This is a genomic window from Vibrio sp. Y42_MX_L11, assembly GCF_024181785.1.
GTDB classification, from domain to species: Bacteria; Pseudomonadota; Gammaproteobacteria; order Enterobacterales; family Vibrionaceae; genus Vibrio; species Vibrio diabolicus.
Window position 1 is genome coordinate 14,247 of the sequence record NZ_JAMZAP010000014.1, and the last position, 13,377, is coordinate 27,623.

14 protein-coding genes are annotated in these 13,377 nt (G+C 45.2%); 10 read left to right on the plus strand and 4 right to left on the minus strand.

From position 1 onward, the window contains the following. Nucleotides 1-7: 7 nt before the first annotated feature. A complete protein-coding gene (locus NL643_RS14720) occupies nt 8-1,264 on the plus strand; it encodes a PTS ascorbate transporter subunit IIC (protein WP_047007992.1) in 1,257 nt (418 codons plus the stop codon). Nucleotides 1,265-1,386: 122 nt separating this feature from the next. Here NL643_RS14720 and NL643_RS14725 read toward each other — a convergent pair whose 3' ends face one another. Together NL643_RS14725 and NL643_RS14730 are read right to left on the minus strand one after the other, a co-directional pair. Next, on the minus strand, nt 1,387-1,734 hold the full coding sequence (locus NL643_RS14725; RefSeq protein ID WP_005395359.1) for a hypothetical protein: 348 nt from the start codon (nt 1,732-1,734) through the stop codon (nt 1,387-1,389). A gap of 9 nt (nt 1,735-1,743) precedes the next feature. Further along, complete coding sequence (locus NL643_RS14730) at nt 1,744-3,777, minus strand: S8 family serine peptidase (RefSeq protein WP_046873865.1); 2,034 nt, start codon at nt 3,775-3,777, stop codon at nt 1,744-1,746. A 466-nt stretch (nt 3,778-4,243) separates the two neighbouring features. Between NL643_RS14730 and NL643_RS14735 the strand changes: the two genes are divergently transcribed. The 5 genes from NL643_RS14735 to NL643_RS14755 all read left to right on the plus strand — a co-directional run bounded on the left by NL643_RS14735 (nt 4,244) and on the right by NL643_RS14755 (nt 9,442). Continuing rightward, the gene (locus tag NL643_RS14735) at nt 4,244-5,500 is read left to right on the plus strand and encodes a type 2 secretion system lipase (RefSeq protein ID WP_005395362.1); all 1,257 of its coding nucleotides are present in this window, start codon (nt 4,244-4,246) and stop codon (nt 5,498-5,500) included. A gap of 714 nt (nt 5,501-6,214) precedes the next feature. After that, a complete protein-coding gene (locus tag NL643_RS14740) occupies nt 6,215-7,558 on the plus strand; it encodes an OmpP1/FadL family transporter (RefSeq protein ID WP_253644693.1) in 1,344 nt (447 codons plus the stop codon). Nucleotides 7,559-7,636: 78 nt separating this feature from the next. Further along, nucleotides 7,637-8,356: a carbonic anhydrase gene (locus NL643_RS14745; protein ID WP_253644694.1), complete on the plus strand. Its 720-nt coding sequence runs from the start codon at nt 7,637-7,639 to the stop codon at nt 8,354-8,356. Between the two features lie 79 nt (nt 8,357-8,435). After that, nucleotides 8,436-8,987, plus strand: coding sequence for a YtfJ family protein (locus NL643_RS14750; protein WP_005374105.1), 552 nt, complete (start codon nt 8,436-8,438; stop codon nt 8,985-8,987). A gap of 20 nt (nt 8,988-9,007) precedes the next feature. Then, nucleotides 9,008-9,442, plus strand: coding sequence for a hypothetical protein (locus tag NL643_RS14755; protein ID WP_005393700.1), 435 nt, complete (start codon nt 9,008-9,010; stop codon nt 9,440-9,442). Between the two features lie 79 nt (nt 9,443-9,521). Here the strand turns inward: NL643_RS14755 and NL643_RS14760 are convergent, their stop codons facing one another. Next, nucleotides 9,522-10,061, minus strand: a complete 540-nt coding sequence (locus NL643_RS14760) for an NUDIX hydrolase (RefSeq protein ID WP_253644695.1) — start codon at nt 10,059-10,061, stop codon at nt 9,522-9,524. A 51-nt stretch (nt 10,062-10,112) separates the two neighbouring features. Then, entirely contained in the window at nt 10,113-10,787 is a 675-nt protein-coding gene (yjjG, locus tag NL643_RS14765) for a pyrimidine 5'-nucleotidase (RefSeq protein WP_029800868.1), read from the minus strand. 138 nt (nt 10,788-10,925) lie between these two features. Between yjjG and NL643_RS14770 the strand changes: the two genes are divergently transcribed. The 4 genes from NL643_RS14770 (at nt 10,926) to NL643_RS14785 (ending at nt 13,360) form a co-directional block, all read left to right on the plus strand. Further along, nucleotides 10,926-11,849 (plus strand): LysR family transcriptional regulator, encoded by a 924-nt coding sequence (locus NL643_RS14770; protein WP_006741275.1) that lies wholly within the window; start codon nt 10,926-10,928, stop codon nt 11,847-11,849. 115 nt (nt 11,850-11,964) lie between these two features. Then, nucleotides 11,965-12,279: a hypothetical protein gene (locus NL643_RS14775; RefSeq protein WP_029861917.1), complete on the plus strand. Its 315-nt coding sequence runs from the start codon at nt 11,965-11,967 to the stop codon at nt 12,277-12,279. Between the two features lie 47 nt (nt 12,280-12,326). Continuing rightward, complete coding sequence (locus tag NL643_RS14780) at nt 12,327-13,013, plus strand: YafY family protein (RefSeq protein WP_005374113.1); 687 nt, start codon at nt 12,327-12,329, stop codon at nt 13,011-13,013. Between the two features lie 164 nt (nt 13,014-13,177). Continuing rightward, complete coding sequence (locus NL643_RS14785) at nt 13,178-13,360, plus strand: hypothetical protein (RefSeq protein WP_186585521.1); 183 nt, start codon at nt 13,178-13,180, stop codon at nt 13,358-13,360. Nucleotides 13,361-13,377 lie beyond the last annotated feature (17 nt).

Consider the following 13,377-nt stretch of genomic DNA (forward strand, 5'->3'; position numbering starts at 1 on the left):
TGGCGTTATGGAATTCTTCAGTTTCTTAATGAACGATGTCCTATCAGAGCCAGCGGTTCTGGTCGGTCTCATCGCTCTAATCGGCTTAATTGCCCAGAAAAAACCAGTCACCGAGTGCATTAAAGGCACGGTAAAAACCATTCTTGGTTTCATCGTGCTTGGCGCAGGTGCAGGCTTAGTTGTGAGCTCGCTAGGCGACTTCGCGACGATTTTCCAACACGCATTTGGCATTACAGGCGTGGTTCCAAACAACGAAGCTATCGTCTCTATCGCGCAAGAAGCGTTTGGTAAAGAGATGGCGATGATCATGTTCTTCGGTATGTTAGTGAACATCTTGATCGCTCGCTTCACGCCATGGAAATTCATCTTCCTAACCGGTCACCACACACTATTTATGTCGATGATGGTAGCAGCGATTCTGGCATCTAGCGGCATGAAAGGTGTTCCACTGATCGCGCTTGGCTCTGTGGTTGTGGGTTCTGTAATGGTGTTCTTCCCTGCGATCGCTCACAAGTACATGAAGCAAGTTACAGGTTCTGATGACGTTGCGATTGGTCACTTCTCTACCCTTTCTTACGTGCTAGCTGGCTTTATTGGCAGCAAGTTCGGTAACAAAGAACACTCTACTGAAGAGATGAATGTCCCTAAAAGCTTGTTGTTCCTACGTGATACACCAGTGGCGATCTCGTTCACCATGGGCATCATCTTTGTGGTGACGTGTTTGTTCGCTGGCGGTGATTTTGTCCGTGAAGTCAGTGGCGGTAAACATTGGTCTATGTTTGCGCTAATGCAATCCATCACATTTGCAGGTGGTGTGTACGTTATCCTGCAAGGTGTACGTATGGTTATCGCAGAAATCGTTCCTGCATTTAAAGGCATCTCAGACAAACTGGTTCCAAACGCAAAACCTGCACTGGATTGTCCGGTTGTGTTCCCATACGCACCAAATGCGGTATTGGTGGGCTTCCTATCGAGCTTTGCAGCCGGTCTAGTGGGCATGTTCCTGCTGTACGTGATGGGGCTTACTGTGATTATCCCTGGTGTAGTTCCACACTTCTTTGTGGGTGCGGCTGCGGGTGTATTTGGTAACGCAACAGGTGGTCGTCGCGGCGCAATTCTAGGTGCGTTTGCACAAGGTCTACTGATTACTTTCCTACCTGTCTTCCTAATGCCAGTACTGGGTGATCTTGGCTTTGCAAACACAACATTCAGTGATGCTGACTTCGGCATTGTAGGTATCCTACTTGGCCTGATTGTGCGCTAAGCTTTTATTCTTATGAATGCAGAATTAGGCTCGTCGGCTTTCATCTCTCAAAGGCTCTAGCAGGAAAAGCACTCAAACAAAACGCCCCTCACGTGAGGGGCGTTTTTCATATTGAGGCTATCTTATTGAGACAACAACTTTCTCGTTGGTTCTTGCTCGGTGTATTCAACGGATTCGTTACCAGATAGCTTATCGACGTCCGCTTGTTCGCCGCTCACCACCAGTACCTGTTGCTTCACCAACGCATCAACCACTTTAAGGTTATGTTGACGAAGAAGCGCTCTCACTTCGCTCTCTTTCCCTTTGTGATACTTAACAAAGTAACGCGTAGGTTGTTGCTCAGCTTGTTCAGAACGTTCATCCACGAGCGGAAATCCTTGATTGTTCGCCAAGCTGGCCGAGCTTAGTCCGATTGCCAATAGTGCGGTAGCACTCACCGCAGACAAAGAAAGTAAGGTCAACTTCTTCATAGCCACTCCTTATTGAAAAGTCAGAGTCCAACTGTTGATTGTGCCTGTGTCTCTTCTGGCACTGTCTACCGCTTTTAGTTCCCAAGAACCTTGTGATTCAAAACCAGAGAAATCCGCTTGGAAAGTGGCTTTGATATCGTTAGCGCTGCCGCCAGTATTATCGTGAAGCACGACTTCTCCACCAGTCGGTGAAGTTAGCGTCACTCGTAGGTCACCGATGTAAGTGTGGCTAATATCAACGTCAATACTTACTGTACCTGAATCACCAGAGCGATCGACATCTACTGCGCTGATTGCGCCAGAAGATTTGTTGTCAGGAATCGCAACAGGGCTGGTGTTTGAGAAGCTAGAGTCCGAAGAGCTACCGCCACCGTCAGGACCGTTACAGCCCGCATCCAAGAACAGTTTCGCTGCTTCCGCATTCACTAGGCCGTGACCTGTGCGGTTGTCTCGTCCAGCGACATCAATGTCTGTTGCCGTTTGAACTAGGGCATTACGTACTTGCGCTGCTGTACACGTTGGGTGGTAACTCCACACCAAGCCTGCTACGCCAGTTACATGAGGTGTTGCCATCGATGTACCATTGTAGTACTCGTAATCTTCACCAGAGGTAGTTGAAACCGTAATTTCTTGACCTACATACCCCAGCAACTCTTGACCAAATGCACGGTCAACCGTCACCGAAACCATGCGATAAGCGTTGTTTGTGTCAACCAAGAATGGGTTTTGTAAACCAGGTAGTTCCGAGTTGCTGTATACGATTGCCGCTCGTGCACCTGCATTGTAACAAGCTTGAACCGCATCCACTTCTGGGTAGTTACCTGAAGACTGGTTGCCAATACGTTCAGTCAAACAAATTTTGCCCGACATATCACCACAGTTAAAGTTACCGCCAGATACATCACAGCTATCTAGCATTGCTGTTACTGAACCAGCGATTGGATCTGGCACATACGAAGAGCCGTTATTGATCAAACGATTGTGAGGGACAATGCCGCGATCAAATTGGCTTACGCCATTCAAGGTAATATCAGAAAGTTTACCTTCGCCTACCGTAACCGTTGATAAGATCGCCACACCTGGGCCAGAGATCTCAACTTGATCAGTAGATTGCGAGAACGCCGCATGATCATTTTGGTTATCGACAGCAGCAACAGACATAACTGAATCGTAAGAAGCTGGGTAGCTGTGTGCGGTGTTACCGTCATTACCAGCTGCGGCGATTAGCAGAACGCCTTGATCGTAAATGTTTTGCAGTGCATTTTGCTCAGTTCGGCTTGATTGACTACCACCAAGACTCATGTTCACAACGTTGGCACCATTATCTGCACACGTTTGGATCGCTTTAACAAGTCCAGATGAGTAACCCCAACCTGATTCGTTAAATACTTTCACGATGTGCAAATTCACATTCTGGTTTGGCATCACACCCTTCACACCTTCGGTGTTGGCAATCGCTGCGATAGTACCTGCAACGTGAGTACCGTGGGCGTTATTGTTACCCGGATCGCTCCATGATCCTGTACCACTATCGTTGGTACCTGCAACACGGTTACCGCTTAGGTCGTTGTGCGAGATGTCGTACCCTGAATCGATAATACATACAGTGCGATTACCAGCATTGAAGTCGTCTAACTGTTGAGCATTAACCGCTTCATAACCCCACGGGGTAGTTTCGCTGAGCAAATAGCGAGGCGGATCGACTTCGACATATTCCACATCACTGCGATTACGAAGTGGTTCTAAGTCATCACCATCCAACTCAACGCTGTAAATGGCGCGATTACCCAGTTTTTCCACCTTACGTGCCTTCACCTGTTGTAAAACAGACTCCTGCGCGATTCGTGGTCCCCAAAATGAGTTACCACCCATTGAAGATCGGCTGACGGCATCTTCTTTGAATTTGACGATGTACTTCGTCGGTAACTTAGATTCATCAAATCCCATTGGTGGAGCCGCAAACGCTGACATAGAAGTGGTCAGTGCTATCGCTACGGCAGACAACGAAAATAAGCCTTGTTTTTTACTTGTTGTGTAGTGCATTTGCCCTATTCCTTATTTGAGCTAATTTTTATTCACTATATTCTCATGAAAAGTCATCACCATGATGTTCGCATGAGAGCTTCAGCTATAGTTTATAGGCCAAAAATGCCAAACAATTTGTTTCATGAATATACAACTTTGTACAAAAGATCATTCAATAAACATTTTTAGTTAACATCAAAAAGCATAAACAAAACCTTATAAAGCAATCACTTAATTAACAAAAAGTGCATGTTAAATTAATGTTAGTGAGTAATTATTCTAAATAATACACATTTAATCGATTGCTATGCTGAATGGATTTTTTGACCGTGGTGCCAAAACTGAAATATTGAATATTTAGTTGTTGACTGTCTTGAGTATTTACTCAGAATTAGAAGGTTTAGTGAGAAAAATTCTCATCTAAATACTGTTATAGCCGAGCGTATTCACGTATTCGGAACCATAACCATTACAAGAAGAGTGAATGATGAAAAAAACAATCACACTATTAACTGCATTACTTCCGCTTGCCTCTGCCGTTGCAGAGGAGCCAACATTATCACCAGAAATGGTTTCTGCGTCTGAAGTGGTCAGCACGCAAGAAAATCAAACCTATACTTACGTTCGCTGCTGGTATCGTACGAGCCACTCTAAGGATGATGCGGCTACCGACTGGAAATGGGCAAAAAACCAAGATGGTAGTGACTTCACTATCGACGGTTATTGGTGGAGCTCTGTTTCATTTAAAAACATGTTCTACACCAACACTTCACAAAACGTGATTCGCCAGCGCTGTGAAGAAACACTAGATCTGGCGAACGAGAACGCAGACATTACGTTTTTTGCTGCTGACAATCGCTATTCTTATAACCACACGATCTGGAGCAATGATGCTGCAATGCAACCAGATCAAATCAACAAAGTAGTGGCTTTGGGCGACAGCTTGTCTGATACAGGCAACATCTTTAACGCTTCCCAATGGCGCTTCCCTAACCCAAACAGCTGGTTCTTAGGTCACTTCTCGAACGGTTTTGTTTGGACGGAATACGTTGCTAAAGCCAAAAACTTACCGCTTTATAACTGGGCAGTTGGCGGCGCAGCAGGTGAGAACCAATACATTGCGCTAACAGGTGTCGGTGAACAAGTTTCTTCTTACTTGACCTACACAAAACTGGCGAAAAACTACAACCCAGCAAACACATTGTTTACGTTGGAGTTTGGTTTAAATGATTTCATGAACTACAACCGTAGCGTGCCGGAAGTAAAAGCGGATTACGCTGAAGCTCTGATTCGTCTAACAGACGCGGGCGCGAAGAACTTCATGTTGATGACACTGCCAGACGCAACCAAAGCACCACAGTTCAAATACTCAACGCAGGAAGAAATTGAAACGATTCGCGCGAAAGTATTGAAAATGAACGAGTTCATCAAAGCACAAGCGATGTACTATAAAGCTCAAGGTTACAACATTTCATTGTTTGATACGCACGCGCTGTTTGAGACGTTAACCTCGGCACCAGAAGAACACGGGTTCGTGAATGCAAGTGATCCTTGTCTGGACATCAACCGCTCATCTTCTGTGGATTACATGTACACCCATTCATTACGCTCTGAGTGTGCGGCATCTGGCGCAGATAAGTTTGTGTTCTGGGATGTGACTCACCCAACCACAGCCACGCATCGTTATGTTGCTGAAAAAATGTTGGAAAGCAGCAATAACTTAGAAGAGTTTCGCTTTTAATAAGACTTTCTTATAGGTTAAACTCTTAATCATCATAAATACGTTGATGATTAAAAATGGCCACGATATTTCGTGGCCATTTTGTTTTCATATACATGAGTCTAATTTATATTTAAATATAGATGAACAATAATTTAAATACAAAATTTCAAGTTATAAGTATTATAAACAAAACTTTTAAATACCAATAAACCAGTAAAATAAAAAATTATTCAATATGCCATCCATTAAAATTTAATTATGGTCATTTTGATTATGCATTTAAAGAGGAGTTAAGTGGCAAGTTAAATAAAAAATACCCACATAACACAGGTAAGACCGAGAGGAGTGTGTCATGTGGGTTTAAACGATAGTTCTCTTGCTGATTCGAACTACCAACGTTGGGATGCAATGGAAATACAAATGACTCAGAGTTTCCATCACGGACACTTTATCGCTGGATTTCCCTCTATTTTTTAGGGAACAGTCAGCACAATAAAAATAGAGAAGTAATACCGAAAAAATAAAAATAGAGGTTCAGGATTTAATTTACACGTAAAATAACTACTATATTCACGCCATGAACCATTAATAAATTCACCAATAAATATTTATTAAGTTAAATTTATTTATTGTCAACATACTGTTAGTTTTACCCCTAAATATACTGGTCAGATTTGTTTATTTTACTGATTTTCGTTGCAATACAACTTCTAATTAATTCATGAGAAAAACATGCAGCGACAATTAACTCTTTCACCGATTTATTTATTAATCGGGTTAGCCTCCTCGACGGCGTATGCCGGTGGTTTTCAAATTAACGAACATTCGGCGACGGGTCTTGGTCGTGCTTTTGCTGGTGATGCCGTCATTGGTGATAATGCGTCTGTAGTCAGCCGCAACGCCGCAGCGATGACGCTGTTTAAACAAAGTGCCTTATCGTTCGGTGTCACTTACGTCAAACCTGACGTTACCGTAAAAAATGCGCAATATCATCGAGCTAATATTAATGCAGATGTCAATGTTGGTATGGGCGTTTTTCCTCCGTCCCCTCAAGTTGACATTACCCCGTCCTTCTCTCAAACCGTGACCGACATTGATGACGTCGATGGCGTTGGTCAACCAGCCGTTGTACCCAATTTTTACTTTATTCACCCTATCAACGACGACTGGTATCTAGGCCTATCGGCATACTCCAACTTCGGAACCGACATGGAGTTTAAACCAAACTATGGCGCACCTGTTTTTGGCGGTGTCACCAGCGTAGCGAGTGTCAACCTTGGCGCAAGCTTGGCATACAAGGTGAACGACCGTTTTAGTATCGGTGGTGGTATTGATGTGATTTACGGCTCTGGTGAGCTGTACCGCGATATGGACGTGGGTGTTTGCGTTGGTGGGAACATCCTTGGAAACGAACTAGAACAACGTTGTGGATCCGTAAAAGGCAACGCACTTGATGTGGAAGCTGGCGGCATTGGGCTTGGCGCGAACATTGGCATAATGTACGAGTTTAACGAACGTCATCGCTTAGGTTTGAGCTACAAACACAGCCCTAACATTAATGCCAAGGGTGACATCCACTTTGCTGGCGAATCGTACGACTCGCTTGCCATGCCGCTACCGGATATTGCGGAGTTTTCCGGTTATCACCGCGTCTTACCTAAATTTGCCCTGCACTATTCTGTGCAGTGGATTGGTTGGTCAGCATTTGACAGCTTGAAAGCTGATGATCAGTTGCTAAAAGATTTTCAGTGGCAAGACTCCGCGCACTACTCCATCGGTGCGACTTGGTACGCCAATGAACGTTGGACACTTCGCACGGGTTACATGTTCGACAAAACACCTGTCGATGAGCTGACTTCGCTTTCTATCCCAGATTCGAACCGTCACTGGTTATCCGCGGGGGCCTCTTACCAATGGTCATCAGATACCACGGTTGACATCGGCATGACGTACTTGATTGGTGAAGATGTCAACGTAGAAGAGTACGCGTATGAAGGTGTTCCTGTACCGATGGTGACGGGCGTGACCCATTCAAATGCGTTCCTAATTGGTGCCCAACTCAGCCACCGTTTCTAATTTGTCAGGCAGTGATCAAACCTCTAGGTCATTGCCTTGTAACAACGCTTATCAAAGCGATCGAACAGAGACATTATTATGAAAAAAACACTACTTGCTTTTTCACTCTCACTTCTCACTCTAAGCGCTGCTCAGGCTTCGGAATGGGGCTATGGCAATGACAAACACGGGCCAGAGCACTGGGGAGAAATCGCCAAAGATTGCGCAACCACGAAAAACCAAAGCCCAATCAACATCGACAACCCAGCCGATGCAAAACTGGAAGCACTGAACCTTTCGTACACTGGTCAGGTCATTGGTTTAACCAACAATGGTCATACGCTGCAAGCGCAAGTGAACGGACGTAACAGCTTCACCATCGATGGCGAGACGTTCGAGCTGCAACAGTTCCATTTCCACACACCTTCAGAAAACCAAATCAAAGGCCGCCAATATCCACTTGAAGCGCACTTTGTACACGCCAACGCAGACGGCGAGTTGGCGGTAATTTCGGTGATGTTTGATGCTGGCGGTCAAAACGCAGCACTGTCTAAACTGATCAACGCAATCCCACAAGAGAATCAAACCACTTTCTTTAAAGATACGTTTGAGATTAACGACTTACTGCCAAAAACTGCAAACTACTATCGATTTAACGGCTCTTTAACCACACCGCCATGTTCAGAAGGTGTGCGCTGGTTTGTGCTTAAAGACACTCAAACCTTATCCAAAGATCAAGCCGCGAAACTGATGGAAGTCATGGGACAAAACAATCGTCCGCTGCAACCGTTAAATGCGCGCGTTGTACTTTCTAACTAAACGCCACATCCGATAAGGGGCATCGTATTTGCCCCTTATTTTGATTCGCTCTAACCTCACTTAGTTACAGGAACCCCCAATGAAAACTCCATCTGTTCTGTCACTCTTACTCGCACTCGCCCCGACACTCGCCTTCTCTCATAACCTTTCTGTCGGTCAAACCACCCCTTCCGTCAGCATTGATACCTATGGCGAAATGACGCTGCAAGGAGACGATGTGGCTTATCAACCTTGGGCAACTCAGCAGATGTTAGGCAAAGTCCGTGTGATACAAGCCATTGCAGGTCGTAGTAAAGCTAAAGAGATGAACGCGCCGCTGATGTCAGCAATCACTGCCGCTCACTTTCCTGAAGATCAGTATCAGACCACAACCGTGATCAACCAAGAAGACGCCATTTGGGGAACCGGTACATTTGTGAAATCGTCGGCAGAGGACAGCAAAAAGACATTCTCTTGGTCTTCCATGGTGTTAGACAAAAATGGCGTATTAGCAACAACTTGGGATCTACAGCAAGAAAGTTCTGCGATTATCGTACAAAATAAACAAGGCGAAATTTTATTCGTGAAAGAAGGGGCTTTAACTCAAGACGAAGTCACACACGTCATCGAACTGATTAAACAGAATATCTAAACCTAAGGTAAGGAAAAGCTATGAAACTGTTCAACACCATCGCACTCTGTCTTTTAGCGGCTGTAGCCTCTTTCCAATCGGTTGCTGGAGACAACGATTGGGACAAGATTGCAGATAAAACCGTCAGTTTTAAATCGGAAACCGACACAGTCAATCCACTGTCACCATTTGCTAACGCTCGTTTCAGCCACATCAAAATCAAATGTACGCAAGGTACGGTCGATCTGAAAAGCGTTAAAGTGATCATGAAAGATGGTCAGGAAAAGACGTTCGACAGTTTAGGTGTTCTGACTAAAGGCATGTCATCAAGAAGCTTAAGCCTACCAACGAAAGATAACGCGAAATTAGACAAGATCGAGTTGAACTATGAATCGGTTGGCAGCACAGCGCTGCAAGTCGCGGGGGTGACCAAGAAAGCAAAAGTAGAAATTTTAGGTAAGAAAATCGACGAGTAAGCGATGGCTCAACGAGCTCTCCCAAACTAAAAACAGCGGCACTAGGCCGCTGTTTTCATTAAAAAATCGTCATGGATAACTAAATGAATTTCTTCAGCTTCGCCAAACCATAAGCCGCGATAGTGACACAATCTTTGATCGTGCCGTCGATCATCATTTGTTCGAACTCCTCAACAGAAAAAGCGCGAGTGATCAAATCCTCTTCTTCACTGTCGAGTTGATTGCCCACGTCCGTTAAATCACTGGCGAAGTAGACGTGACATGTCTGATTCAAAAAGCCGTATGCGATAAACTGCGCGCCGATATACGCCATGGCGCTCGCCTGCATGCCCGTTTCTTCACGTAGCTCACCTTTGGCAAGCTCAAGATGATCCGCATCTGGGTTTGATTCCCACGCCCCTTGTGGGATCTCCCAGCAACGTTGACCTACGGTGTAACGGTACTGCTGAACCAAGTGAATCATCCCATTATCGATAGCCAGAATCGCAGCACAATCAGGTTTGTCGACCACACCATAGATGCCCTCTGCGCCGCTCGGACGTAAAATTTTGTCCTCACGCACCGTCATCCACTTATTCTGGTAAACGACTTTGCTGTCTAGCTGTTTGATGTCTGGCATGGTTATTCCTTGATTTTTCTGAGGGTTACTGCGGAATAATACCCGATTCGGTTACGCCACCAAAATGTTCTTTAGTTCACTCAAAGACTCAACGGTGTAATTTGGTGCGATACGCTCATCGACACTTGCGCCTGTGGTATTTAACCAGCAAGTTTCAATACCAAAGTTATTGCCACCAAGAATATCGGAATGCAGGTTGTCACCCACCATCAGTACACGCGTTTTGCATGGGTTGCCCATTTGCTGCATCGCGTATTCAAAAATGCCTAAGTCCGGTTTTGCGACGCCCACTTGTTCAGAGATCACCACTTTATCGAAGTACTCAGTCATCCCTGTGCGCTCAAGGCGAATTGCTTGCAACTCTGTAAAACCGTTGGTGATGATGCCCATTTTAGCTTTGCCTTGCAGCGCTTCCATCAGCTCTTTTGCACCTGGCAACAAACTGCAAATATCGGCCATTGCTTCTAAAAATGCGCTATTGAGATCTGCTGTTGTGGTATTCAACTTCTCAGCCCACTCGGTAAAGCGGTTATGTTTTAGCTCATCTGCCGTTACTTTGCCGTCTTGGTAATCCACCCAAAGCGGTTTGTTTACGGTTTGGTAATGAGCAAAATCTTGTTCAGTAAAATCTACGCCTTTGCGAGAAAACATAAGCTGCAAACCTTTGAAAGCATCAAAGTGGAATAAGGTTTCGTCAGCGTCAAACAGGATCCAATCGTACTTCATTTTCTTCTTCCCAAAATCAAGGTCGTAATACTGGTGCATAGTCTAGATTGTTTTCTTCTTGAAGATAATCTCTATAATTGGAAATTAATTGTATCCTTGTGCTCAACAATAAATGCTTCACGATAATAGGAGATTGATGTGAACGCGATTGCCTCCCTGCCCGTTTTTGTTGCTGTTGTCGAATGCGGCAGCTTTTCCCTTGCGGCCAAACAGCTGAATCTGACGAAATCGGCGATCAGCAAACGCATCAACCAACTAGAAGACGATTTGGGCATTCGTCTCCTTAATCGAACTACGCGTAAGCTGAGCCTGACCGAAGCGGGAGAACGCTATTTTGAGTACGCCTCTCAAGCGCTCAACCTAGCCCAGCAAGGCGTGGACGCGGTATCGGAACTGCAAGGCTCTCCACAAGGTCGGCTCAAAATTACCGTGCCGATGTCTTTCGGTGTGCTGCATATCGCGCCTTTGATCAGCGAGTTTCTCGCTCGTTACCCGAAAATTGAAGTGGATTTAAACCTCGAAGACAAAATGGTCGATTTGGTTAAAGACGGTTTTGATTTGGGGATCCGTATTGGTGAACTCACCTCTTCCAATCTAATCGCAAAACGTCTCGCCCCTTGTAAAAGTGTGCTTTGTGCCTCGCCAGATTACTTAGCGGAGTTTGGAACACCACAAAAACCAAGTGATTTAGTCAGTCACAACTGCCTGCGCTATTCCTATTTCCGTGGCGGCGTCGAATGGATGTTCATCAACAACGGCAGCGAATACAAGGTGCTTCCAAAAGGAAACTTTATCGTCAATAACAGTGAAGCCATTCGCCAGTTGCTGTTAAGAGGTTCGGGCATTGCGCAACTGCCAACGTTTATTGCAGGAAGAGACTTTGCCGCAGGAAATCTAAAACCGGTGATGGAAGAGTATTCTCTACCAGAACACGCCATTTATGCGGTGTTCCCTGAACGCAAGCACATGCCGTTGAAAGTAAGAGCCTTTATCGATTTTATCAGCGAAAAACTCGGCACAGATTTACCTTACTGGGATCGTTACAACCGCCCAGAAAAATAACCATATTGATGATAAGTGAGTGAGATTTCACTACTGACATGTTCTGACATTCCATCCGCGTAACCTTATTTGGAACTCAACAGGCAATCCGCCAAAACCAATAAGGAATCACAATATGGAAACCGTTATCGAAACTGTGCAATTTCGTCTAACCGCAGGCACAACAGAGCAAGACGTGATCGCCGCCGCCAAGCAGTCACAAACGTTTGTGAAGAATCTGCCGGGCTTTTTGTATCGCTCACTCAGTCACGAAGCGACGGACGATGTGTGGACAGACATCATTTACTGGCGTTCAATGGACGATGCCAAACAGGCGGGAAAACAGCTTAAGCAAGCCGCTGAATTTCAGCCTCTGTTATCAATGATTGACTGCGAAAGCTTCGAGCTTAAACATCACAACTTAAAAATGTGCAGTGAGCTAGAGAAGTAATCAGCCACACTACTACTAACAACCAGTAGGTCTAGATAAGGAACATCATGAGCAAATCAGAACGACTGTTTGAGCTACTGACGCTTTTGCGCGCAAAGCGTTACGCCGTGACAGCGAAAGAGCTCGCAGAAAGAATGGAAGTTAGCGAACGTACGATTTATCGCGATATTCAGTCGTTGCTTAGTTCTGGTGTTCCTATTCAAGGTGAAGCAGGTGTTGGCTACCTATTGCAAGCTGGCTCTCATCTGCCGCCTTTGATGTTCTCAGAAAAAGAGATGATGGCGCTTGAACTGGGTATGCGGATGGTTCGAGCCTGGTCGGATGTTGAACTCGCCGAAGCGTCTCACTCTGCGTCCACCAAAATACTTTCGGTATTGCCCGATAAGCTCAAACAACAAGTGGAAGATTGTCCGCTGATTGTGCCCGATTATCACACCCAATCCGAGACTGCCAAACGAGGGCAACTTCTGCGCCACGCGATTGATCATCAGTTTAAGGTCAGTTTGGATTACCAAGATGAAAGCGGACAGGTGACCGAGAGAAAAATCCAACCGTTAGGCCAGTTCTTTTGGGGCAAAGTCTGGACGCTGGTTGCCTGGTGCGAATTGCGCGATGACTACCGCCAGTTCCGCCTCGACCGTATCCAAGCACTGCGTATGCACGATGAAGAGTTTCAGAGTGCGGAAACCAAATCTCTCAAACATTATATTGCGCAGTATGAATCGAAAGATTGAGTGTTTTTCATCCCTCCATCACAAGGATTCTAAATTGCTCTGCTCAATGCGCGATATTTGGAAAGGTACATTTAGTTAAACTAATGTTTCATTTTTAACAGATGCGCAACCAATCTAAGATCGTTAATTTAAGTAGCACGTCAACCACACCGGAGCGTGAAGCTATGAAAGTACTGATTCAATACACCCAAGCAGGGAAATATCGAGATCAAGCGTGGGAATCTTTAACTCTTCGATCTAAAGGTGATATGCAGGCCGTTACCCCTTCTTATGCTGCCCAACTTATCGAACAAAGCAAAGCGACACTTGTGATAACAGAAGACGGACAGATCATCTTTCACTCCTAAATTCCATCAATCCTATG